Source organism: Streptomyces sp. ALI-76-A, assembly GCF_030287445.1.
GTDB lineage: Bacteria > Actinomycetota > Actinomycetes > Streptomycetales > Streptomycetaceae > Streptomyces.
The window spans coordinates 6,308,700-6,331,829 of record NZ_JASVWB010000002.1 but is presented as its reverse complement, the minus strand read 5'-3'; the positions used below and the strand labels follow the sequence as shown (position 1 = coordinate 6,331,829).

General features: G+C 73.0%; 18 protein-coding genes. 3 read left to right on the top strand and 15 right to left on the bottom strand.

Annotation, left to right across the window (positions count from 1 at the left end; translation table 11 throughout):
• Nucleotides 1-103: 103 nt before the first annotated feature.
• The 9 genes from QQS16_RS29395 to rimP all read right to left on the bottom strand — a co-directional run bounded on the left by QQS16_RS29395 (nucleotide 104) and on the right by rimP (nucleotide 12,783).
• Nucleotides 104-1,051, bottom strand: a complete 948-nt coding sequence (locus QQS16_RS29395) for a bifunctional riboflavin kinase/FAD synthetase (protein ID WP_286065067.1) — start codon at nucleotides 1,049-1,051, stop codon at nucleotides 104-106.
• Between the two features lie 344 nt (nucleotides 1,052-1,395).
• Nucleotides 1,396-5,295: a trypsin-like peptidase domain-containing protein gene (locus tag QQS16_RS29390; protein WP_286065066.1), complete on the bottom strand. Its 3,900-nt coding sequence runs from the start codon at nucleotides 5,293-5,295 to the stop codon at nucleotides 1,396-1,398.
• A gap of 406 nt (nucleotides 5,296-5,701) precedes the next feature.
• Complete coding sequence (gene truB, locus QQS16_RS29385) at nucleotides 5,702-6,607, bottom strand: tRNA pseudouridine(55) synthase TruB (protein ID WP_286065065.1); 906 nt, start codon at nucleotides 6,605-6,607, stop codon at nucleotides 5,702-5,704.
• A complete protein-coding gene (rbfA, locus tag QQS16_RS29380) occupies nucleotides 6,604-7,050 on the bottom strand; it encodes a 30S ribosome-binding factor RbfA (protein ID WP_286065064.1) in 447 nt (148 codons plus the stop codon). The genes truB and rbfA overlap by 4 nt, the downstream gene beginning before the upstream one ends.
• 37 nt (nucleotides 7,051-7,087) lie before the next feature.
• Nucleotides 7,088-7,381: a DUF503 domain-containing protein gene (locus QQS16_RS29375; protein WP_286065063.1), complete on the bottom strand. Its 294-nt coding sequence runs from the start codon at nucleotides 7,379-7,381 to the stop codon at nucleotides 7,088-7,090.
• A gap of 155 nt (nucleotides 7,382-7,536) precedes the next feature.
• Entirely contained in the window at nucleotides 7,537-10,701 is a 3,165-nt protein-coding gene (gene infB / locus QQS16_RS29370) for a translation initiation factor IF-2 (RefSeq protein WP_286065062.1), read from the bottom strand.
• 177 nt (nucleotides 10,702-10,878) lie between these two features.
• Nucleotides 10,879-11,160, bottom strand: coding sequence for a YlxR family protein (locus QQS16_RS29365; protein ID WP_286065061.1), 282 nt, complete (start codon nucleotides 11,158-11,160; stop codon nucleotides 10,879-10,881).
• A gap of 124 nt (nucleotides 11,161-11,284) precedes the next feature.
• Nucleotides 11,285-12,271, bottom strand: coding sequence for a transcription termination factor NusA (gene nusA / locus QQS16_RS29360; RefSeq protein WP_286065060.1), 987 nt, complete (start codon nucleotides 12,269-12,271; stop codon nucleotides 11,285-11,287).
• 2 nt (nucleotides 12,272-12,273) lie between these two features.
• Complete coding sequence (rimP, locus tag QQS16_RS29355) at nucleotides 12,274-12,783, bottom strand: ribosome maturation factor RimP (protein ID WP_286065059.1); 510 nt, start codon at nucleotides 12,781-12,783, stop codon at nucleotides 12,274-12,276.
• A 203-nt stretch (nucleotides 12,784-12,986) separates the two neighbouring features.
• On the opposite strand from rimP, the gene QQS16_RS29350 reads away from it, so the two are divergent.
• From QQS16_RS29350 to QQS16_RS29340, 3 genes are read left to right on the top strand one after another with little or no spacing between them, the layout of a single operon-like run.
• Nucleotides 12,987-13,541 carry a hypothetical protein gene (locus QQS16_RS29350; RefSeq protein WP_286065058.1) on the top strand — a complete coding sequence of 185 codons (555 nt, stop codon included), beginning with the start codon at nucleotides 12,987-12,989 and terminating at the stop codon, nucleotides 13,539-13,541.
• Complete coding sequence (locus tag QQS16_RS29345) at nucleotides 13,538-13,999, top strand: ferritin-like domain-containing protein (RefSeq protein ID WP_286065057.1); 462 nt, start codon at nucleotides 13,538-13,540, stop codon at nucleotides 13,997-13,999. The genes QQS16_RS29350 and QQS16_RS29345 overlap by 4 nt, the downstream gene beginning before the upstream one ends.
• 26 nt (nucleotides 14,000-14,025) lie before the next feature.
• Nucleotides 14,026-14,922, top strand: coding sequence for an aminoglycoside phosphotransferase family protein (locus QQS16_RS29340; protein WP_286065056.1), 897 nt, complete (start codon nucleotides 14,026-14,028; stop codon nucleotides 14,920-14,922).
• A 421-nt stretch (nucleotides 14,923-15,343) separates the two neighbouring features.
• On the opposite strand, the gene QQS16_RS29335 is transcribed toward QQS16_RS29340, so the two are convergent.
• The 6 genes from QQS16_RS29335 to dxr form a co-directional block, all read right to left on the bottom strand.
• Complete coding sequence (locus tag QQS16_RS29335; RefSeq protein ID WP_286065055.1) at nucleotides 15,344-17,044, bottom strand: proline--tRNA ligase; 1,701 nt, start codon at nucleotides 17,042-17,044, stop codon at nucleotides 15,344-15,346.
• A gap of 119 nt (nucleotides 17,045-17,163) precedes the next feature.
• Nucleotides 17,164-17,694, bottom strand: coding sequence for a GNAT family N-acetyltransferase (locus tag QQS16_RS29330; protein ID WP_286065054.1), 531 nt, complete (start codon nucleotides 17,692-17,694; stop codon nucleotides 17,164-17,166).
• 112 nt (nucleotides 17,695-17,806) lie between these two features.
• Entirely contained in the window at nucleotides 17,807-18,655 is an 849-nt protein-coding gene (locus QQS16_RS29325) for a GNAT family N-acetyltransferase (RefSeq protein WP_286065053.1), read from the bottom strand.
• Nucleotides 18,656-18,892: 237 nt separating this feature from the next.
• Nucleotides 18,893-20,050, bottom strand: a complete 1,158-nt coding sequence (gene ispG, locus QQS16_RS29320) for a flavodoxin-dependent (E)-4-hydroxy-3-methylbut-2-enyl-diphosphate synthase (RefSeq protein WP_286065052.1) — start codon at nucleotides 20,048-20,050, stop codon at nucleotides 18,893-18,895.
• A gap of 335 nt (nucleotides 20,051-20,385) precedes the next feature.
• Nucleotides 20,386-21,690 (bottom strand): M50 family metallopeptidase, encoded by a 1,305-nt coding sequence (locus QQS16_RS29315; protein WP_502963856.1) that lies wholly within the window; start codon nucleotides 21,688-21,690, stop codon nucleotides 20,386-20,388.
• On the bottom strand, nucleotides 21,687-23,120 hold the full coding sequence (gene dxr, locus QQS16_RS29310; RefSeq protein WP_286065051.1) for a 1-deoxy-D-xylulose-5-phosphate reductoisomerase: 1,434 nt from the start codon (nucleotides 23,118-23,120) through the stop codon (nucleotides 21,687-21,689). The genes QQS16_RS29315 and dxr overlap by 4 nt, the downstream gene beginning before the upstream one ends.
• Nucleotides 23,121-23,130: the final 10 nt, after the last annotated feature.

Below are 23,130 nucleotides of genomic sequence, written 5' to 3'. Positions count from 1 at the left end.
CCCCGTGACGGAAAGGGCGGCCGGTGCCCTGAGGCACCGGCCGCCCTTCGGCGTGGCAAGAGGTTGTACCAGGAAGCAGGCCAGGAGGCAGGAGGACGCGGGCCTAGCCGGCCGCGGCGATCAGCTCCCGGCAGCGTTTGACGTCCTCCGCGATCTGCACCAGCAGCGCGTCCAGCGTGTCGAACCTGGCCTGCCCGCGCACGAAGGCGAGGAAGTCGACGGCGGCGTGCATGCCGTACAGGTCGAGGCCTACGCGGTCGATGGCGTACGCCTCCACGGTGCGCTCGGTGCCGTCGAACTGCGGGTTGGTGCCGACGGAGATGGCCGCCGGCATCGCCTCGCCGTCCACGTGCAGCCAGCCGGCGTAGACGCCGTCGGCGGGGATCGCGGTGTGCGGGAGGGTCTCGACGTTCGCCGTGGGGAAGCCCATCTCGCGGCCGCGCTGGGCGCCGCGGACGACCACGCCCTCCACCCGGTGCGGGCGGCCCAGGATCTCGGCGGCGCCCTCGACGTCGCCCTCGGCGACCAGGCGCCGGGTCAGGGTCGAGGAGAAGGGCTCGCCGCCGCCCGCCTCGCCGCGGACGTACAGGTCGACGACCTCGACCTCGAAGTCGTAGACCTTGCCCTGCTCGCCGAGGAAGTCCACGGTTCCCGCGGCCTTGTGGCCGAAGCGGAAGTTGGGGCCCTCGACGACGGCCTTGGCGTGCAGCTTGTCAACCAGGACCTTGACGACGAAGTCGGCCGGGGACAGCTTCGAGAACTCGGTGGTGAAGGGGAGGATCAGGAGCGCGTCCACGCCCAGCTCGGCCATGAGTTCGGCGCGGCGGTGATGCGGGGCCAGCAACGGCGGGTGGCTGCCGGGGCGGACGACCTCGCTGGGGTGCGGGTCGAAGGTGACGACGACCGCGGGAACACCCAGCTCGCGAGCGCGTTCCACGGTATGCCGGATGATCAGCTGGTGCCCCCGGTGGACCCCGTCGTAGGAACCGATGGTGACGACGCTGCGCCCCCAGTCCTGGGGGATGTCCTCCAAGCCACGCCAGCGCTGCACTGTGACCGCTCCTCGTCGCATCCTCGTGAACCCGTGTCGTCTCGCTACCTCTTACGCAGGTCTAAGGGTGCCATGCCGCGTGCCCACGGCCCGCATCGGCATGGGGCCTGTGACAGGGCGCACGTATCCGTCACGGCCGCGGCGTCCGCCCCGACCTCCCGCATCCGTCACGGGCGCACCCGTCCGCCCCACCCACCCGACCGCCACGGGCGCACCCGTCCGCCCCACCCTCACGCGACCGTCGTCGGCGCACGCTTCCCTCGCGGCTCACGCACACCGTCACGGGCGCACACGTCCGCACTACCCTCACCCGACCGTCACGGGCGCACGCTTCGCTCGCAGGCTCAGGCGGGGACGCGTACGCCCGCCAGGTTCTCGATCATCCGGCGGGCGCTGGGGCCCACCACCGCCGCCCACTCGCCGGGGGCCTCGGTCAGCCAGCCGGCCACCAGCGCGGCGAAGCCGGGGACGTGGCGTCCCAGGTCGACGAGATCACGGTCGAACCGGGTCGCGCCGTCCGGGGTGCGGACGAGGAGGAGGCCGGTGCGGTGGACCAGGCCCCGGGCGACGAGGAGATCGTCGCGGCGCGCGGCAGCCGTGTGCAGCACGGCGATCAGGACGGACGGGTCGTGTTCGCGGGACAGGAGGAATTCGAGGAGTTCCTGCCGCAGGGGCCGGGAGTGGGGCGTGCCGGCGGCGGCGAGGACGGCCGCGAGCGCCGCCCGCACCTGCTCCGGGCCGCCGTCCAGCAGACCGGTGACCAGCGGCAGCAGGACCGGCCGGGCGGTGGGCCCGTGGTCCAGTCGGCGGTCGACGTACGCGGCCACGTCCCAGGCCGTCTCCGGGCGCCGTTCCACCGCCTCCCGGACGAGGACGGCGACCCGGCGCGCCAGGGCGGGCGTGGTGACGTCGGCGAGGGTGCGCAGCGCCTCTCCGGCGTCCGGACGGCGCAGCCGCGCGCGGAAGGCGTCGAGGACCGGCTCGGGGTGAGTGGCGAGGGCCGGGACCAGCGCGTCCGGCGGGAGCTGCGGGTCGCCGGCCAGGAAGTGCCCGAGCGCCCGCGGGAGATGGCGGGTCCGGGTGCACGGGTCGCGGACCAGCAGGGCGAGCGCGCCGCCGTGCAGGGTGCAGTCGTCGGGGCGGGCCAGCAGGGCGAGGGCGGCGTAGCGCAGCAGTTCGCGGTCGGCCTCGGTGCGTACGTGCGGGGCGGCGCGCAGCCCGTACGCCACCGCCGCCACCCGCCGTGCGGGCCGCTCGTCGTGCGCCCAGCGGTCGACGGCCCGGCAGAGCGCGGAGGGTTCGTCCTCCGCCAGGACGGCGAGCAGTTCGTCGGCTCGGCGGTGCGCGCAGCCGACGAGTACCTCCGTGAGGTCGTCGAGGGCCTGGTGCCGGTGGGTGTGCAGCAGCGCCTGCGCGGCCGTCGCGACGGTCGCGTCCGGGGTGGCGGGCAGCGGCCGTTCGTCGTCGAACCAGCGGGTGAGATGCGCCTGTACGGCGGTGGGGTCGGCGGTGAGCAGCCGGGCGACGGCGTCGAGGAACCGGGGACCGGCCTCGTGCGGGGGGCCGTCGGCGAGGACCAGACGGCGGAGGAGGCCGAGGCGGGCGTCCCGCGGGAGCGGCAGGTCGGCCCAGAAGCCGGGCCCGAGCCCTGTGGGGAGCGGCCGGCCCCGCTGCCGCCGGTCCACGATCCGGTCGGAGAGCAGGCGCAGGACGGCCGTGTACGGGGTCGCGTCGGGAACGCGCCGGAGGGTCTCACCGAGAAGCCGGGCGGCCCACCAGGAGCACGGGTCGGCGTCGAGCGCGTACACCAACTCCTCCAGACGCAAAGCCAGTTGCGGGGTTCCTTGTTGTCGGGCGAGGAGCAGCAGCGCCTGGACGACGGGGCCGATGCGGTGATGCGGGACGGGGAGCGGAGGGGCGCCTCGATGATCGGTTCCGCCCGGGTGGACGCCTCGCGGATCTGCTCGGTGCAGGTCGGTCCCGTGCGAGTCGGTCCCGTGCAGGTCGGCCCCACACGGATCGGTCCCACACGGATCGGCCCCACACGTGTGGGTGCCACACGGATCGGTCCGCCGGCGGTGGACCAGAGCACGCAGGGCCTCGTCCAGGTCGAGGTGCGTGCCCTGGATCCAGTCGGCGAGTTCCTCGTGGGCGAAGCGGTAGCCGGTGCCGGCGGGGACGAGCAGGCCCTCGGTGAGGACGGCGGACGCCCAGCCGGTACCGCCGCCGAGCCACGCGGGAGCCGGGCCCCACGGGAACACCGCCTCGAACGACTCCCGGTCCAGTTCGCCCTGGCCGGGACCGAGGCTGCGGCGGGCGGCCTCGTGGACCTGGCCGGAGACCTTGGCGGCGAGACGGCGTACGGCCGAGCCGCGCAGGCCGTGCTCGGCGGCCAGCCGGACGGCGATGCGCAGGCACATCAGGTCGAGGTACGCCGAGAAGACGTCGTGCCGGTCGACGTGGGCGTGGGGGGCCCGGTCGAGGTCGGGGGCGTCGGGCAGGGCGGCGCGGATCTCCGAGAGGAGCCGGAGGGTGAGGGGGTGACGGGCGTCCTGGTCCGCGAGGGCGTGCTCGGGGATGCGGTAGCGCGCGCGGGCCAGACGGGCCTCGTCCTGGCTGAGGTCTTCGAGGTGCACGCGGGGCGGGATCGGTTCGGGGAACTCGCCCGCGCGGACCGTTCCCTCCCCGCCCCTGAGGGCTCCCGCCGCCGGCCCCGCCGGCCCCCCGCCGGCCCCGTCCTCACATGCCGGTCGGACCGGACGACACGGACCGGCGCCGAGTGGTGTGCTCCCGCGGTGCAGCGCCTCGGCCGGGAACGCGGCCCCCGCCGCCTCCCAGTACTCCTCCCGGCACGCCACCACCAGCCGCGCCCCTGCCTCGCGCAGCCACGCCGCCGTACCGGCGGTCCACTCGGGCAGCCGGTGGGCCAGCACCGGCGGCATCTCCTCGGGGCCGTCGAGGAGGAGCAGGAGCGGGCGGCCGGCGCTGCGGGAGACCCGGGCGAGACGGTCCGGGCCGAGGTCACCGAGGTCGGCGGGCAGGACGGACCGCGAGGCCGCGACGATCCGCGCCGCCCGCGCCAGCGCCCGGCGTGCCGCGTCCGCGACCGAGGCGTCCCCGTCCTCCAGGTCGGCGCCGCGCAGCCACAGCGTGGGGGCCGGTTCCGTGCTGCGGTGACGCCGGGCGGCGAGTGCCGCGAGTTCCGTCGTACGACCGCTGCCCGGGTCCCCGACGAGGCCGAGGACGACGGCCGGACCCTGCACGAACGCGGCGAACTCCGCCACCACGCCGGCCCGCTCGACCGGCTCCGCGTCCGCCGGCTCCATCACACCTCCGGGCACGGTCGCACCCGGCACGGCCGCACCCGGCTGACCCATGCCGGACCACCCCAGGCCGAACGTGCACGCCCCCCTCACGCCCTCCGGACCGGCGCTCCCCGCCCATACTCCGGGGGGCCCGTCCTGACCCACCGACGTGGCCGTCAGTTCCAGGACGCCCGCCAGGTTGAGGTCGGCGGCGTACGCCGGGACCGTCGCCGCGTTCTCGGTGAGGAGGCCGGCGAGAGGGCCGTGCGGTGCGGGGCGCAGCGGGACCGCGAAGCCGACGTCCCGGTGGTCGCTGTGCAGGGAGGTCCCGAGGATGCCGACCACGGCGCCGGTCGCGGCGTCCAGCACGGGCCCCCCGGCGGCCCCGCCGCCCGGCCGCAAGGCGTCCCGTCCCGCCGTGCCGATCGCCAACTCCAGTGCGTCGTCCAGGAGATGGACGCGGTCCGAGGCCGGGTAGGTCGCCCCGGCCGCGCCGAGCACCCGCGCCTCACGCCAGCAGCCGGCCGGCACACGCACATACGTGCCGGACTCGACCCGGTCCCGCACCGTGACGGGAAGAGGGTCCACACCGAGGCCCTCGGTGCGTACGAGGGCCAGGTCCAGCTCGGGCAGCGGGGTCACCGCGTCGGCGGTCACGACGCAGCTGCGCTCCCCGGCGGCGTGCAGCACCAGCCGGGACAGGCCGTCGACGGTCTCGTGGCTGGTGACGACCGTGCCGTGGTGGTCGGCGACGAAGCCGACGCCGCGAGGGCGGCCGGCGAGGTCGTGAACGCGTACGAGGGCTTCGTCGCGCCCGGAGACCAGCCCAAGTCCCAGCCCCTGCCCGGGTTCCTGCGCCTTCCCGTGCCCCTGCCCGTGCCGCTGCCCCGGCTCTACGGGGTCGTGGGTGTCCCCGGGCCGCGGGCTCCTTCCCGCCATGGTCGAACCTCCCCGCCGTCCGCGCGGGCCTCGTCCGCACGCACGTGCCCAGGCCCTGACTTCGACGGTAGGCGCGAGATGATCAGCCGGACAGATCGCGCGGCGAACGCGCCCCCTTCCGCTCCCCCGCTTCACTCCGAGCGCCTGCCCGGCCGGGTGAATGAAGGGAGGCGGCTGGATAGACCGTAGGGGTGGGGGAACCGAGGGGGACCGTGGAGCGGCGACAGCGACGACCCCGTGATCGCCGCTCCACGGGCGGACACCGGGCGGGCCGTACGGCCCCCACCCGGCACCACTCGACCGCACCCGGCCGACCGCCGGCCCCGCTCGGCCGAATCCCCTCACGGAGGCCGAAGCCCGTCCCGGAGGCCGAAGCCCCGCGGCCGGCCCGGAGCCCGAAGGCTCCTCAGCCGAACACGGCCAGACTCTTCGCCTTGCCCTTGTGTTCCTCGACGAGCGCGAGGAAGACGCCCTCGGGGTCGAACACGGCCACCGCGCCCCTGCCCACGTACTCCTCGGGCATGTCGAGCCGTACACCGTTCGTCAGCAGCTTGGCGCGCCTGGCGTCCACGTCCCAGCGCGGGAACGCGGCGGTGGCCGCCTCGGCGATCGGCATCACGGTCAGCTCCTCCTGGAGCTGGTCGAGGGTGCGCGCGGAGTCCAGCTTGTACGGGCCCACCCGCGTCCGCCGCAGAGCCGTGAGGTGGCCGCCGACGCCCAGACCGGCCCCGAGATCGCGGGCCAGGGCCCGGATGTACGTGCCGGACGAGCAGACCACCGACACCACCAGGTCGAGCACCGGGGTGCCGTCCTCGGCGACGGCGTCCCGGACGTCGTACACCGCGAAGGACGAGACGGTGACCGGCCGGGCGGGGATCTCGAACTCCTCGCCCTCCCGTGCCCGCTTGTAGGAGCGGACGCCGTCGATCTTGATGGCGCTGACCTTGGACGGCACCTGCATGATGTGGCCGGACAGCTGGGCGATCCCGGCGTCGACGGCTTCCCGGGTGACCTTCGAGGCGTCGACCGACCTCGTGATCTCGCCCTCGGCGTCGTCGGTCAGGGTCGTCTGTCCCAGGCGGATCGTGCCCAGGTACTCCTTCTCGGTGAGTGCGAGGTGTCCGAGCAGCTTGGTCGCCTTCTCGACGCCGAGGACGAGGACGCCCGTGGCCATGGGGTCGAGGGTGCCGGCGTGGCCGACGCGGCGGGTCCGGGCGATCCCGCGCATCTTGGCGACGACGTCGTGCGAAGTGAAGCCCGACGGCTTGTCGACGATGACAAGGCCGTCGGGCGTCTGGTTCCTCTGCGTCATTCGGCGGTGTCGTCCTCGTCCTCACCCGGCTTCTTGTACGGGTCCGCGTCACCGGCGTAGGTGGCGCCGGCCGAGACCTCGCGCACCTTCTCGTCGGACTGGCGCGCCCGGTTGAGGAGGTCCTCGATGGTCTTCGCGGTGTCCGGCAGCGCGTCCGCCACGAAGGTCAGCGTCGGGGTGAACTTCACGCCCGCCGCCGCGCCGACGGCGGAGCGGAGCACGCCCTTGGCGCTCTCCAGTCCGGCGGCCGCGGCCGCCCGCTCCTCGTCGTCGCCGTACACCGTGTAGAAGACGGTCGCCTCCCGCAGGTCACCCGTGACCCGGGTGTCCGTGATGGTGACGTGCGAGCCGAGCCGCGGGTCCTTGATCCCGCGCTGCAGCTTCTGGGCCACCACCTCTCGGATGAGGTCCGCCAGCCTCTTAGCCCGCGCGTTGTCGGCCACTGGTCGTCTCCCGTTCTTCCTGTTCCACGTTCAGAATCTAGTCGTCGTCGCCGTGGAGGCGCCGTCTCACCGACAGCAGCTCCACCTCCGGGCGGCCGGCGACCATGCGCTCGCACCGGTCCAGCACATCGGTCAGGTGCCCCGTGTCGCCGGACACCATGGCGAGGCCGATGCCGGCCCGCCGATGAAGGTCCAGGTGGTCCACCTCGGCCACGCTCACCGCGTACTTCCGCTGGAGCTCGGCGACGATCGGGCGGACGACGGAGCGTTTCTCCTTCAGCGACCGTACGTCGCCGAGGAGGAGGTCGAAGGACAGCGTCCCCACATACATGTGTGCAACCGGTTCACCCGCCGGCCCGGGATCGATGGCCCCGCCATCCGTGTGGCAGGGACATCAGAACCGTACAACGAACGGCCGGGGCCGATCGACGGAAATAACTCTCCGTCGACCGGCCCCGGACCGGACCGCCCCGGAAGGCCGAGCGCTTACGCGCGCGGCTTCTCGCGCATCTCGTACGTCGCGATGACGTCGTCGACCTTGATGTCGTTGAAGTTTCCGAGGTTGATACCACCCTCGAAGCCTTCGCGGATCTCGGTGACGTCGTCCTTGAAGCGGCGCAGACCGGAGATGGTGAGGCTCTCCGCGATGACCTTGCCGTCGCGGATGAGGCGCGCCTTGGTGTTGCGCTTGACCTCGCCCGAGCGGACCAGGACACCGGCGATGTTGCCGAGCTTGGACGACTTGAAGACCTCGCGGATCTCCGCCGTGCCGAGCTCGATCTCCTCGTACTCCGGCTTGAGCATGCCCTTGAGGGCCGCCTCGATCTCCTCGATGGCCTGGTAGATCACCGAGTAGTACCGGACGTCGACGCCCTCACGATCGGCCATCTGCGCCGCGCGGCCCGCAGCGCGGACGTTGAAGCCGATGACGATCGCGTCGGAGCCGGTCGCCAGGTCGATGTCCGACTCGGTGACCGCGCCCACGCCGCGGTGCAGGACGCGGATGTCGACCTCTTCGCCGACGTCGAGCTGGAGCAGCGAGGACTCGAGGGCCTCCACCGAACCGGACGCGTCGCCCTTGATGATGAGGTTGAGTTCCTGCACCAGGCCGGCCTTGAGCGCCTCGTCCAGGTTCTCCAGGGAGAACCGGACTCCACGCCGGGCGAAGTTGGCGTTGCGCTCACGCGCCGCGCGCTTCTCGGCGATCTGGCGGGCCGTGCGGTCCTCGTCGACGACGAGGAAGTTGTCGCCGGCGCCCGGGACGTTGGTGAGACCGAGGACGAGGACCGGGGTCGAGGGACCCGCCTCTTCCACGTTCTCGCCCTTGTCGTCGAGCATCGCCCGGACACGGCCGTACGCGTCGCCGACCACCATGGTGTCGCCGACCCGCAGGGTGCCTCGCTGGACCAGGACGGTCGCGACGGCGCCGCGGCCACGGTCCAGGTGGGACTCGATCGCGATGCCCTGCGCGTCCTGCTCCGGGTTGGCCCGCAGGTCGAGCGAGGCGTCCGCGGTGAGGACCACGGCCTCCAGCAGGCTCTCGATGTTGAGGCCCTGCTTGGCGGAGATGTCGACGAACATGGTGTCGCCGCCGTACTCCTCGGCCACGAGGCCGTACTCGGTCAGCTGACCGCGCACCTTGGTCGGGTCCGCGCCCTCGACGTCGATCTTGTTGACCGCGACCACGATCGGGACGTCGGCCGCCTTGGCGTGGTTGAGCGCCTCGACCGTCTGCGGCATGACGCCGTCGTTGGCCGCGACGACCAGGATCGCGATGTCGGTCGACTTCGCACCACGGGCACGCATGGCGGTGAACGCCTCGTGGCCCGGGGTGTCGATGAAGGTGATCCTGCGCTCTTCGTCGTTGACCTGGGTGGTGACCTGGTACGCACCGATGTGCTGCGTGATACCGCCGGCCTCGCCCGCGACCACGTTGGTCTTGCGGATGGTGTCCAGCAGTCGGGTCTTACCGTGGTCGACGTGACCCATGACGGTCACGACCGGCGGACGCGGGACGAGGAACTCCTCGCCGCCCTCGTCCTCGCCGAACTCGATGTCGAAGGACTCGAGAAGCTCGCGGTCCTCCTCCTCCGGGCTGACGATCTCGAGGACGTAGTTCATCTCGTCCGCGAGGAGCCTCAGCGTCTCGTCGGAGACGGACTGCGTGGCAGTGACCATCTCGCCGAGGTTCATCATCACGGCGACGAGCGACGCCGGGTTGGCGTTGATCTTCTCCGCGAAGTCGGTGAGGGACGCACCGCGCGACAGGCGGACGGGCTGTCCGTTGCCGCGAGGCAGCATCACGCCGCCGACCGACGGGGCCTGCATGGCCTCGTACTCCTGGCGCCTCTGCCGCTTCGACTTGCGACCGCGACGCGCGGGGCCGCCGGGACGGCCGAAGGCGCCCTGCGTGCCACCACGGCCACCCGGACCGCCGGGACGACCGCCGAAGCCGGGACGGCCACCGCCGCCACCACCGGGACCGCCGGGACGGCCGGCGAAGCCGCCACCGCCACCGGGACCGCCGGGACGACCGGCGAAGCCGCCACCGCCACCGCCGGGACCGGCCGGACGGCCGGCGAAGCCGCCGCCACCGGGACGACCGCCGCCAGCGCCGGGACGACCCGCACCGCCCGGACCGCGACCCCCACCGGGGCCACCGCCGGGACGCGGGCTGGCAGCGGGACGCTGCGGCATCATGCCGGGGTTGGGACGCGCACCGCCGGGACCGCCGCCGGGACGCGGACCGCCGCCCTGCGGGCGGGGCATACCGCCCGGGCTGGGACGAGCGCCGCCCGGGGACTGCGGACGGGGACCGCCCGCTGCGCCCTGGGGACGCGGACCGCCCGGGCCCTGGCCCTGCGGACGCGGGGCGCCGCCGGGAGCACCGGCGCCACCGGGGCCACCGGGACGCGGGGCACCGCCCGGACGGGGCGTCTGCGGACGCGCCATGCCGGTGGAGCCACCAGAGGTGAACGGGTTGTTGCCCGGACGGGGACCGGCCGGACGGGCACCGGGACGCGGCGACTGGCCGCCCGGACGCTGGGCGCCGGGACGCTCGCCACGCTCGGAGCGCTCGGGACGGTCACCACGGCCCTGGCCGCCCTGGCCGGGACCGGCGGGACGGGCACCGGGACGCGGAGCCTGACCGGCCGGACGCGGAGCGCCCGGACGGGGGCCGGAGCCGGTACCAGCGCCGGCGGCCGGGCCGGAGGCGGCCGGCGCGGCGGGAGCCGACGGCGGTGCCGTGAACTCGGGCGTGGTCGGAGCCGGAGACGCCGGGGCGGGCCGCGGCGCGGGCTTCGGGCCCGGAGTGGGACGGGGGCCGGAGGCGGCCGGCGCGGCGGGAGCCGCGGGCTGCTCGGCGGCGGCCGGCTTCGGGGCCGGCGGGCGCGGCGCTGCCGGACCCGGACGGGCGGCCTGCGCCGGAGAGGGGGCGCCCGGCCTGGCCGGGGCAGCCTTGCGTGCGGGGGCGGGCTTGCCGCCTCCGTTGCCCTGCTGGAGGGCGTCTGTCAGCTTGCGTACAACGGGCGCCTCGATCGTCGAGGACGCCGAACGGACGAATTCACCGAGTTCTTGGAGCTTGGCCATGACGACCTTGCTCTCCACCCCGAACTCCTTGGCGAGTTCGTATACCCGGACCTTAGCCACTTCGCTCCTTTTAGGTCCGGGTTGCGTCCGGACCGTCGCTACTTCATGGGCGTACTCATCGCGTGCTCATCGAGTGCTCATCGCAATCTCGACCTACTTCCAACTCGCGGGGTACCAGGGCCGCACGGGGGTTCCGTACGACACTCCTTACGGTGTCGCCTGCACAGCGAGAGCTGCTCAGCAACCTTCTGTCTGCTCGACGTACCGGCGCAACGCCACTACGTCGAGCGGGCCCGGGACGCGCAGCGCCCTCGGGAACGCCCGGCGGCGTACCGCCTGGTCGAGACAGACCGAGACGGGGTGCACGTACGCACCCCGGCCGGGCAGCGTACCGCGTGGATCGGGGACGCATGCGTCCTTGATCGCCACGGTGCGCAGCAGTTCGGTCTTGGCCGCTCGCTCCCGGCACCCCACACAGGTGCGTTCAGGCCATGCTCCGGTGCGCGTCCGGCCAGACACTCTTAAGTCTACCTCCCCGTATCGACCTCACCCCTTCGGGGCAGGAATCGAACGGCTGTTGTCGTGATCTCAGCGACCTGCGGCTTGGATCTATTCCCCGGCCGCCGTGCCGGCCGCCCCGGTCCTAGTCGTCGGGCTGTTCGGTGTCCGGACGGATGTCGATGCGCCAGCCGGTGAGCCGGGCCGCGAGCCGGGCGTTCTGCCCTTCCTTGCCGATCGCCAGCGACAGCTGGTAGTCGGGCACCGTCACCCGCGCGGAGCGGGCGGCCATGTCCACGACCTCGACCTTGGACACCCGGGCGGGCGACAGGGCGTTCGCCACCATCTCGGCCGGGTCGTCCGACCAGTCGACGATGTCGATCTTCTCACCGTTCAGCTCGCCCATGACACTGCGCACCCGCCCGCCCATCGGGCCGATGCAGGCGCCCTTGGCGTTCAGTCCGGACCGGGTGGAGCGGACGGCGATCTTCGTGCGGTGGCCGGCCTCGCGGGCGATGGCGGCGATCTCGACGGACCCGTCGGCGATCTCCGGCACCTCCAGCGCGAAGAGTTTCTTCACCAGATTGGGATGTGTGCGGGAGAGCGTCACGGACGGACCACGCACCCCCTTGGCCACCCGGACGACGTACGACCGCAGGCGCATGCCGTGCTGGTAGGTCTCGCCGGGCACCTGCTCCTGCACCGGCAGGATGGCCTCCAGCTTGCCGATGTCCACGAGCACGTTCTTCGGGTCGCGGCCCTGCTGGACCACGCCGGTGACGATGTCGCCCTCACGGCCGACGTACTCGCCGAGCGTCGCGTCGTCCTCGGCGTCGCGCAGCCGCTGAAGGATGACCTGCTTGGCGGTGGAGGCGGCGATACGGCCGAAATCGGACGGGGTGTCGTCGAACTCGCGGGCCTCCTGGCCCTCCTCGAGGTCGTCGGGGTCCTCCTTCGCCCACACGGTCACATGTCCGGTCTCCCGGTCGAGCTCCACGCGCGCGTGACGGCGGCTTCCCTCGGTGCGGTGGTAGGCGATGAGGAGGGCCGACTCGATCGCTTCGACCAGCAGGTCGAAGGAGATCTCCTTCTCCCGCACCAAGCCCCTCAGGGCACTCATGTCGATGTCCACGGCTACGCCTCCTCCTCTTCCTTCATGTCGTTCTTGTCCTTGCGGCTGAACTCGACCTGGACCCGTGCCCGGTCGATGTCCGCGAAGGCGAGTCTGCGGGCGGTGGCCTTGCGGCCCTTCACACCCGGTACTTCCACGTCGAGACCCTCGTCGTCGACCCGGAGGATCCGGGCGACCAGTTCGTCGCCGCCGTGCAGCTGGAACTTCGCCAGCCGGTCGAGCGCGCGTACGTAGTGCCGGTGCTCCTTGAGGAGGCGCTCCGCGCCGGGGGTTCCGACCTCGAGGGTGTACTCGCCCTCGCCCATCGCGTCGGTCTCGTCGAGCTTCGCCGAGAGCGCGCGGCTCACATCGGCGATCTGGTCCAGGTCCGCACCGGTGTCGGAGTCGACGACGACGCGCAGCACACGCTTGCGTCCGACCGAGTCCACCGCGATCTCTTCCAGATCCAGGCCCTGGGAACCGACGAGCGGTTCCAGAAGTTCTCGCAGCCTCTCGCTCTGGGTGGTGCTCATCCGGGTGACTCCTCGGCCGCGTGTGCTGTTGTGGGAAGGTCGCGTGTCTGGTCAAAGGGTATCCGGTCCCAAGGTGTGTTGCCGTCCACCTGCGTGGAGGCGGTGGCGCTGAGTGGTGCGGGACAGGCGCGCGGGTACGGTGATCACCGGTGTGCCACCTTCCCCGCCCGTGTGTTCGTACGAGCTCCCCGAGGACGTCTGCCGTGCCGTTTCCCCCTCCGCCGCGCACCCCGTCGGGGCCGCGTCGAAGAACCCTGCTCGCCTCGGCCACCGGAGCCGTGTGGCTGGTGGGCTGCTCCGCCGGGTCCGAGGACTCCGACGGGGGGACGGGCGGCAGCCCGTCGGCCGCCGAGCGGGCCCGCGCGCGTGCGGCCCGCGACAGCCGGCGGCTGGCCGAGCGGTACGACGCCGTCCTCCTCGCCCACCCGGCGCTGGCCCAGCGACTGGGACCCCTGCGGGCGGAGGTCGTCCGGCACACGGAGGCCTTCGGAGGCACCGCGAAGGCCCCCTCCCCCACCACGTCCCCTCCTGCCGCCGCCACCGCCGCCACCGCCGCCGCCGCGGCCTCGCAGCCGCCCGCCGCCGTTCCCGGGACCGAGAAGGCCGCGCTCGCCGAGCTCGCCGCCGCCGAGCGGTCCCTCGCGGACCGGCGGGCGAAGGCGCTGCTCGACGTGCCGGGCGAGCTGGCGCGGCTGCTGGCCTCGGTGGCGGCCGCCGGAGCCGCGCACGCCTATCTGCTCACGGAGGACGCGAAGTGAAGAAGCGGGAACTGGGCGCCCTCCAGGCGGCGCTGGCCGCCGAGCACGCGGCGGTGTACGGCTACGGGGTCGTCGGCGGGCGGATCGGCGCCGACCGCCGTACGGAGGCGCAGGCGGCCTACGACGCCCACCGTGCCCGGCGGGACGCGCTGGCCCGCGAGGTGCGGGACGCCGGCGCGAAGCCGGTGGCCGCGGCGGCGGCGTACGCGCTGCCCTTCCCGGTGCCGGACTCGGCGTCGGCGGTGCGGCTGGCCGCCGAGCTGGAGGACCGGGTGGCCGGGGTGTACTCCGATCTGGTGCGGGCAGCCGCAGGCGAGCGGCGGGACACGGCGGCGGGGGCGCTGCGCGACGCGGCGGTGCGGGCGGTGCGCTGGCGCGGCGAGAGCGTAGCCTTCCCTGGGCTCGCCGAGCGGGCCACGGCCGCTTCGGCCTCGGCATCGGTGACGCCCACCGGGTGACGCGTACGGGAAGGAACGACTCGCGCATGGCTTTCGAACCGCCGCCGCGTCTGGTGAGGGCGCTCGGCGAGGCGGCACCGGACGGTGACGGCTGGTTGGAGAAGCTGCCCGAGGCGGCCCGGCAGGCCGTCGCGCTGCGCGAGTTGACCGTCGAGCGGGTGCAGGTGCCCGGCGGGCGCAGCAGCCTGGTCGTGCTGGTGCGGCGGCCGGACGGGACGCCCGCGGTCCTCAAGCTGGCGCCGCCCCGGGCGCGTCCGCAGAGCGAGCGGGCCGCGCTCGCCCGCTGGGACGGACGCGGTGCCGTACAGCTGCTCGAACCGTCGACGACGGAGGGTGTGCTGCTTCTGGAGCGGCTGCATCAGGACGTGTCGGTGCGGTCGCTGCCGGAGGCGAAGGCGCTGCTGGAGGCGGCGGGGACGCTGCGGCGGCTGTGGGTGGAGCCCGGGGAGCATCCCTTCGAGACGGTGGCCGAGCGGACCGGGCGGCAGGCCGAGGCGATGCGGGCGCGTGCCGCCGTCGACCCGGAAGTGGCCTCGCTGGTGGACGCGGCGCTCGCGGCCCGCGAGGAGCTGCTGGCCGCGCCGCCCGAGCACCGGCTGCTGCACGGGACGTTCCGGCAGAGCAAGGTGCTCGCCGGTGAGCGGATGCCGTGGCTGGCCGTGGGGCCGGATCCGGTGGTCGGCGAGTGCGCCTTCGATCTGGCGCGGCTGGTGCGGGACCGGGTGGAGGACCTGATCGCCTCCCCGTCGGGGGCGGCGACGACCCGGCGGCGGGTGAAGCGGCTCGCGGAGTCGCTGGACGTGGACCAGGAGCGGCTGCGGGGCTGGACCCTGTTCCGGGCCGTGGAGTCCGGTGTACGGGCACGCAGGGTCGGACGCCCGGGGGACGCGGAACTGCTGCTGGAGTTCGCGGGCTGGCTCTGAGGCCGGCCCGGGGCGCGCTCACCACCGGCCGTACCGGGCAGTCGTCCTCCCGTCCTCCGGACGGGGGCGCAGCCACGGCTCCGTCGTAGCCGTCGCGTCCGGCGTCGGGGCGACCGCACCGTCCGTCGTCTCGGCGGCACGCGGGGCGACCACGTGGGCCTCCGGGGGAAGGTCACCCCGGACCGGGCGGCCCTCGAGCTGTCGGGGGCGGCATACCCGCAGTCCGGAGTCCGTGCGGAAGCGACCGCACCCCGTGTCCGCCTCGGCGCAGTGCCGGGCCGGGGTCGGTCGCCGGAGTCCGGCGGGGCCAAGTCGCTGACCACGAACCGGACTTCCGGTGCGAGGTCACGCCGGTCGGCGACGGTACGGGTCCTCAGGGACGTGCTCGTCACGACGCCCCTGAGGCGGAACCGCTGAGCGGTCAGGCGGTCAGGCGGGCGAGCGCCTCCTCGACCGTCAGTTCCTCGCGCTCGCCGGTGCGGCGGTCCTTCAGCTCCAGCACGCCCTCGGCGGCACGCCGTCCGGCCACCAGGATCTGCGGTACGCCGATCAGCTCGGAGTCGGTGAACTTCACGCCCGGGGAGACGCCGGCCCGGTCGTCGACCAGGACGCGGACGCCGGCCGCCGCCAGCCTGCCGGAGACGTCGAGCGCCAGCTCGGTCTGGAGGGCCTTGCCCGCGGCGACGACGTGCACGTCGGCCGGGGCGACCTCCTTGGGCCAGCACAGGCCCTTGTCGTCGGCGGTCTGCTCGGCGAGGGCGGCGACCGCGCGGGAGACTCCGATGCCGTAGGAGCCCATGGTCACGCGGACCGGCTTGCCGTTCTGGCCGAGGACGTCGAGCTTGAGGGCGTCGGTGTACTTGCGGCCCAGCTGGAAGATGTGGCCGATCTCGATGGCGCGGTCGAGCGTGAGGCCGGTGCCGCACTTCGGGCACGGGTCGCCGTCCTGGACCACCACGACGTCGACGTACGCGTCGACCTCGAAGTCACGGCCCGCGACGACGTTCTTGGCGTGCGTGTGCTCCTTGTTGGCGCCGGTGATCCAGGCGGTGCCCGGAGCCACCCGCGGGTCGGCGATGTACGTGACCTTGTCCAGGCCCTGCGGGCCGACGTACCCGCGCACCAGGTCCGGGCGGCCCGTGAAGTCGTCGGCGGTCACCAGCTCGACGGCGGCCGGGGCGAAGTGCGCCTCGACCTTGTCCAGGTCGACCTCGCGGTCACCGGGCACGCCCACGGCGACGATCTCGCCGTCGACCTTCACGAGGAGGTTCTTGAGCGTGGCGGAGGCCGGGACGCCGAGGGAGGCGGCCAGCGTCTCGATGGTCGGGGTGTCGGGGGTGGGGATCTCCTCGGCGGCCGGGACGTCGGTGGCGTCCACCGTCCTGAGCCCGTACGTGATCGCCTCGGTGTTGGCCGCGAAGTCGCAGTTCGGGCAGTCCGCGAAGGTGTCCTCGCCGGCGCCGGCCGGGGCCAGGAACTCCTCCGACTTGGAGCCGCCCATCGCGCCGGCGGTGGCGGCGCAGACGCGGTAGTCGAGGCCGAGGCGCGCGAACACCTTCTGGTAGGCCTCGCGGTGCAGGGCGTACGACCGGGCCAGGCCCTCGTCCTCGGTGTCGAAGGAGTACGAGTCCTTCATGAGGAACTCACGGCCGCGCAGGATGCCGGCCCGGGGGCGGGCCTCGTCGCGGTACTTGTGCTGGATCTGGTAGAGGATCACGGGCAGGTCCTTGTAGGAGGACGCCTGGTCCTTCACCAGGAGGGTGAAGATCTCCTCGTGGGTGGGGCCGAGGAGGTAGTCGCCGCCCTTGCGGTCCTGGAGGCGGAACAGTTCGGGGCCGTACTCCTCCCAGCGGCCGGTCGCCTCGTAGGGTTCGCGCGGCAGCAGGGCGGGGAGCAGCACCTCCTGGGCGCCGATGGCGTCCATCTCCTCGCGGACGACCCGCTCCACGTTGGCGAGGACCTTCTTGCCGAGCGGCAGCCAGCTCCACAGGCCGGCGGCGGTGCGGCGGACGTAGCCGGCGCGCACCAGCAGTTTGTGGCTGAGGACCTCGGCGTCCGCCGGGTCGTCGCGCAGCGTCTTCGCCATCAACTGGGACATGCGCTGGACCGGTGCGTTCGCCATCGTTCTCGTACTCCTGCTGCTGGGGGTTCCCCCCGCTCGGGTGACGCCGGGAGCCGGGGGAGGGTGATGGCAGGAGGTTAGCCGGGCGGTCCATCCCGGTGGAAATCGGTTCCGGCCCGCTACCGCCTGCGCAGCGGCAGCGGCGCGCCCATCACGGCGTACGGCTTCGGGGCGCTGGGGAACAGGACCTGGCGGGCCAGGTCCTGGTAGCCGAGGGAGTGGTAGAGGCCGCGGGCGGGGCTGTCGGTGTCGATCGCGGAGAGGATCGAGCGGGGTTCGGCGGCGGCGTCGGTGATCCGGGTGATCAGGGACCGGCCGATGCCGCGGTGCTGGTACCCGGGGTGCACGTGCAGCTCAGTGATCACGAAGGAGTCGTCGAGCCAGTCGTCGTGGCCGCCGGCGCGGAGGTAGGGCTCCACGACGGTGGACCACCAGTGGGAGCGGTTGTTGGGCATGCCGTAGACGAAGCCGACGAGTTCACCGCCGGACGTGGCGCCGAGGGCGGTCGCTCCCGGGTACGTCATGTGGCGCAGCACGATCTGGCGGCGCACGGCCACCTCGTCGGGCCCCAGGCCGAAAGCGATGGCTTGGACGGCTAGGGCCTCATCGACGTGGGCGGACAGGTCCAGGGGGCCGATGGCGAGGTCCATGCGGGGAGCGTACAGGGGGGCGCGGGTGTGCTGCCCGGTGCGGTGGGTGCGTCCGCTCCGGACCGCCTGTCGGTACGGCCCCGCGCTCCGGGACCGCCGGCCTCGGCGCTCCTCAGAACAGGACGCTCATGAAGGCGCCCACCTCTTGGAAGCCGACCCTCCGGTACGTCCGCCGTGCCGCGGTGTTGAAGTCGTTCACGTACAGGCTCGCCACCGGGGCCACGTCCGCGAGCGCGTAGCGCAGTACGGCCGCCATGCCGGGCGCCGCCAGGCCTCTCCCCCGGTACTCGGGGGCCACCCAGACGCCCTGGATCTGGCAGACGCGGTCCGTGGCGGCGCCGATCTCCGCCTTGAAGGCGACCTTGCCGTGGTCGTCGAGGCGGGCGAACGAGCGCCCGGCGCCGACGAGTTCGGCGACCCGGGCCTGGTAGAGCAGACCGCCGTCGCCGGCCATGGGAGAGACGCCGACCTCCTCGGTGAACATCGCCACGCACGCCGGCATGATCGTCTCCAGCTCGTCCTTGCGGATGCGGCGGACGCGAGGATCCGGGGCGATGTCGGTCGGCATGCGGTCGGTGACCATGAGGGGCTGGCGGGTGCGCACCTCTCGGGCCGGGCCCCAGTTCGGCTCCAGCAACCGCCAGAGCTGGGTGGTGGGTTCGGCGGGGCCGACGATGGAGGAGCAGCGGCGGCCGGCCCGGCGGGCCCGGTCGGCGAAGGCGCGGACGGCTCGCGGGGTGGCGCAGATCGGGACCAGGTTGGCGCCCGCGTAGCACAGGGACGTCAGCATGCCGCCCTCGTACCAGCCCCACATCTCGCCGCCGAGCCGCCACGGGTCGAGGCCCGCCACCTGGATCCGCGAGGTCACGAAGGCGTTCGCGACCGGCTCACGGTCGAGGACGGCGAGTGCGGCGTCCAGGTCGCTCGGTTCGAGGACCCGGGAGGTCGTCTGGGTCAACACGGACGGGAGCCTCACACTGGGGTCTGCTGATCTCCGCACTGTACCCGCGGAAGCTGAGCGGTGCCGCCCTGCGTTCGGGTCGCCGCCCGGTCGCCATCGGCCCGGGGCGATCGTGGTTCCCCGGGGGCCGCCGCCCCCGGACCCCCGGTTCGGCCCTGAAGGGGCGTCGTCCTCGAACGCCGGACGGGCTGGGTCCGCCGGGCCGGGATCGCGGAGGCCGAGGTCCCCGGCGGACCGTCAGCCGGCCACCGACACCGACGGCTCGCCGGAGGTGACGCCGTCCGCCTCCATCTGTTCGGCGAGCTTCATGGCCTCCTCGATGAGGGTCTCCACGATCTTCGACTCGGGGACGGTCTTGATGACCTCGCCCTTGACGAAGATCTGGCCCTTGCCGTTGCCGGAGGCGACGCCGAGGTCGGCCTCGCGGGCCTCGCCCGGCCCGTTCACCACGCAGCCCATGACGGCGACGCGGAGCGGGACGTCCATGCCGGTGAGGCCGGCGGTGACCTCCTCGGCCAGCGTGTAGACGTCGACCTGGGCGCGACCGCAGGACGGGCAGGAGACGATCTCCAGTCCGCGCTGCTTGAGGTTCAGCGACTCCAGGATCTGGTTGCCGACCTTGACCTCCTCGACCGGCGGGGCCGACAGGGAGACGCGGATGGTGTCACCGATGCCCTGCGAGAGCAGCGCGCCGAAGGCGACCGCGGACTTGATCGTGCCCTGGAAGGCGGGGCCGGCCTCCGTCACGCCGAGGTGCAGGGGGTAGTCGCACTGCGCGGCGAGCTGCTTGTACGCCTCGATCATCACGACCGGGTCGTTGTGCTTCACCGAGATCTTGATGTCCCGGAAGTCGTGCTCCTCGAAGAGGGACGCCTCCCACAGGGCGGACTCGACCAGGGCCTCGGGGGTCGCCTTGCCGTACTTCTGGAGCAGGCGCCGGTCCAGCGAACCCGCGTTCACGCCGATGCGGATCGGGGTGCCGTGCTCCTTCGCCGCCTTGGCGATCTCCTTGACCTGATCGTCGAACTGCTTGATGTTGCCGGGGTTCACCCGGACCGCGGCGCAGCCGGCCTCGATGGCGGCGAAGACGTACTTCGGCTGGAAATGGATGTCCGCGATGACCGGGATCTGCGACTTGCGCGCGATGGTCGCCAGGGCGTCGGCGTCGTCCTGGGTGGGGCAGGCCACGCGGACGATCTGGCAGCCGGAGGCGGTGAGCTCGGCGATCTGCTGGAGGGTGGCGCCGATGTCGGACGTACGGGTCGTGGTCATCGACTGCACGGACACCGGGGCGTCCCCGCCGACCGCCACGGAGCCGACCTGGATCTGCCGGCTCTTGCGGCGCTCGGCAACCCTGGTCGGAACGGACGGCATGCCGAGAGAAATCGCAGTCATCTGCTGTGCAACCCCAAGTCGTGGATCAAGGTCCAGGTCCCGTCAGCGGCGGGCTCCAGGCTTCGAGATTACGGCACGCCGCTGGGCGCGGGCACATCCCCGCCCGTAAACCCACTCAATGGGAGGCGGCCCGGAACAGAGCGTTCCAGGCCGCCGTGAACACCGGGTGGCTAGTGCCGCGGCAGGCAACGTTCGCCCCGTCGCGACGCCCGGCACGCCCTCTCGCCGCACCGGCCGAAAGCCCAAGTACATCCAGTACGAGGGCTTCCGGCCGGCACGCCGAGAGCACGCACCGGACGCCGCTCCTTGACGGGCAAACGTTGCCTGCCGCGGCACTAGGAGATTCTCACCGGGTTGACCACGTCGGCGATCAACACGAGGATCGTGAAGCAGATGAAGATCCCCGCCACGACATAGGCGACGGGCATCAGCTTCGCCACGTCGAACGGGCCGGGGTCGGGCCGCCTCAGCACCTTCGCCACGTTCCGGCGCAGCGACTCCCACAGGGCACCCGCGATGTGGCCGCCGTCCAGCGGCAGCAGCGGGAGCATGTTGAAGAGGAACAGCGAGAGGTTGAAGCCCGCGACCAGCATCAACGCCATCGCCAGCTGCTGGGTCGGCGGGATGTCCAGGGTGAAGATCTCGCCGCCCACCCGTGCCGCGCCGACCACCCCCATCGGGGAGTCCGCCTCGCGCGGGCCGTCGCCGAAGGCCGCGTCCCACAGGGCGGGGATCTTGCCGGGCAGGGCGGCGAGGGAGTCGACGGCGTCGCCGACGCGGTCACCCATCCAGGTCACGGAGTCGCCGAAGTCCTGCTTGACGATGCCGGTGGCGGCGCTGAAGCCGAGGAAGCCGGCCTTGACGTACTCGCCCTGGACGTAGGTGCCGCTGGAGTCCTTCTTGGCGACCTGGTTGGTGGCGATCTTCGCCTGGAGGGTGACTTCCGCGCCCTTGCGGTCGACGACGATCGGCACCTCCTTGCCGGCGCTGACGCGGATGAGGTTGGAGAGGGTCTCCCAGTCGTCGGTCCGCACGCCGTCGAAGGCGACGATCCTGTCGCCGGCCTTCATGCCCGCGGCCGCGGCCGGCGAGGCGGGGTCGGACTTCTCGCAGGTGTCGCGGTTCTCGCTCTGCGCGATGACACACGGGGAGACCGAACTGACCGTGGTGGTCTGCTGCGAGATGCCGAAGCCCATGAGGATGGTGAGGAACAGCGCCAGCGCGAGGATCAGGTTCATGAACGGGCCCGCGAACATCACGATGACCCGCTTCCACGGCTTGCGCGTGTAGAAGAGGCGGTTCTCGTCACCCGGCCTGAGCTCCTCGAAGGCGGCCGAGCGGGCGTCCTCGATCATGCCGCGCCAGGGTGAGGTGGAGCGGGCCTCCAGGCGGCCGTCCGGGCCGGGCGGGAACATGCCGATCATGCGGATGTAGCCGCCGAACGGGATGGCCTTGATCCCGTACTCCGTCTCGCCCTTCTGGCGTGAGAAGAGCGTCGGGCCGAAGCCGACCATGTACTGCGGCACGCGGATGCCGAAGAGCTTGGCGGTGGACAGGTGCCCCAGCTCGTGCCACGCGATCGACACCAGCAGGCCCACGGCGAAGACCACTATGCCGAGGATGAACATCAGGGTCGTCATGCACGGGCCTCCGCCGTCTGTGCCGCCAGTTGCCGGGCCCGGGTCCGCGCCCAGGTCTCCGCTTCGAGGACGTCCGCGACGGTGAGCGAGGTTCCCGCGCGCGGGGTGCCGTGCTCGTCCACCACCCGGGTCACGGTCTCCATGATCCCGTCGAACGGCAGCGCGCCGGCCCGGAAGGCCTCGACGCACTCCTCGTTGGCGGCATTGAACACCGCCGGGGCCGTGCCCGCGAGCCGCCCCACGTGCCGCGCCAGGTTCACCGACGGGAACGCGTCGTTGTCGAGCGGGAAGAACTCCCACGTCGACGCCGTGCTCCAGTCGAAGGCGGGCGCCGCGTCCGGGACGCGTTCGGGCCAGCCGAGGCCGATGGCGATCGGGCCGCGCATGTCGGGGGGTGTCGCCTGGGCGATCGTGGATCCGTCCGTGAACTCAACCATCGAGTGGACATACGACTGCGGGTGCACGACCACCTCAATCCGATCGAAGGGAATGTCGTACAGCAGGTGCGCCTCGATGACCTCCAGCCCCTTGTTGACGAGGGTCGCGGAGTTGATCGTGATCACCGGGCCCATCGCCCAGGTGGGGTGGGCGAGGGCCTCCTCGACCGTCACGTGCGCCAGCTCTGCCCTCGTCCGGCCGCGGAACGGGCCCCCGGAGGCGGTGACGACGAGCTTGCGCACGTCGGCCCGGGTGCCGGAGGCCAGCGCCTGGAAGAGCGCCGCGTGCTCGGAGTCGACCGGGATGATCTGCCCGGGCTCGGCGAGCGCCTTGACCAGCGGACCGCCCACGATCAGCGACTCCTTGTTGGCGAGCGCGAGGGTGCGGCCCGCCTCCAGGGCGGCGAGGGTCGGCGCCAGACCGATGGAGCCGGTGATCCCGTTCAGGACGGTGTGGCAGTCGGAGGCGGCGAGCTGGGTGGCCGCGTCCGGTCCGGCGAGGATGCCGGGCAGCGGCTCACCGCTCCCGTACTCGGCGCTCAGGGCCTCGCGCAGGGCCGGGACGACGTCCTCGCGGGCCACGGCGACGGTGCGCACCCTGAGCCGGCGCGCCTGTTCGGCGAGCAGGGCGATCCGGCCGCCGTTGACCGAGAGCCCGGTGACCCGGAACCGGTCGGGGTTGCGCAGCACGAGGTCGATGGCCTGGGTGCCGATCGAGCCGGTGGAGCCGAGGATCACCACGTCCTTCGGCCCGTCGCCCGCGACCGGGTCGTAGACGAGGTGCGGGTCGGCCAGGGCGCGGGGCGCGGGCCCCGTCGTCCGCCCGGAGGGCGGGCCCTGCGGCGCCGGGAGCGTGCTCTCGCCGTACCGGGCCCCGGCCGTCGTGGTGGACGTACGGGGGTCGGGGCCGGGTGCGGCGAGCGTGCGTGCGAGGCGTCGCGGGGCGGACGGGGCGTGCGCCTCGTGCCCTGAGGGGGTTGGGCTGTCGGTCATCCCTCCATTG

What these genes read in the sequence shown, in the direction of transcription:
- QQS16_RS29390 (WP_286065066.1), bottom strand. Translation starts at nt 5,295, where the DNA reads ATGGCGGGAAGGAGCCCGCGGCCCGGGGACACCCACGACCCCGTAGAG.
- truB (WP_286065065.1), bottom strand. Translation starts at nt 6,607, where the DNA reads ATGACGCAGAGGAACCAGACGCCCGACGGCCTTGTCATCGTCGACAAG.
- QQS16_RS29375 (WP_286065063.1), bottom strand. Translation starts at nt 7,381, where the DNA reads ATGTATGTGGGGACGCTGTCCTTCGACCTCCTCCTCGGCGACGTACGG.
- rimP (WP_286065059.1), bottom strand. Translation starts at nt 12,783, where the DNA reads ATGAGCACCACCCAGAGCGAGAGGCTGCGAGAACTTCTGGAACCGCTC.
- QQS16_RS29340 (WP_286065056.1), top strand. Translation starts at nt 14,026, where the DNA reads ATGGCTTTCGAACCGCCGCCGCGTCTGGTGAGGGCGCTCGGCGAGGCG.
- QQS16_RS29335 (WP_286065055.1), bottom strand. Translation starts at nt 17,044, where the DNA reads ATGGCGAACGCACCGGTCCAGCGCATGTCCCAGTTGATGGCGAAGACG.
- QQS16_RS29330 (WP_286065054.1), bottom strand. Translation starts at nt 17,694, where the DNA reads ATGGACCTCGCCATCGGCCCCCTGGACCTGTCCGCCCACGTCGATGAG.
- ispG (WP_286065052.1), bottom strand. Translation starts at nt 20,050, where the DNA reads ATGACTGCGATTTCTCTCGGCATGCCGTCCGTTCCGACCAGGGTTGCC.
- QQS16_RS29315 (WP_502963856.1), bottom strand. Translation starts at nt 21,690, where the DNA reads ATGACGACCCTGATGTTCATCCTCGGCATAGTGGTCTTCGCCGTGGGC.
- dxr (WP_286065051.1), bottom strand. Translation starts at nt 23,120, where the DNA reads ATGACCGACAGCCCAACCCCCTCAGGGCACGAGGCGCACGCCCCGTCC.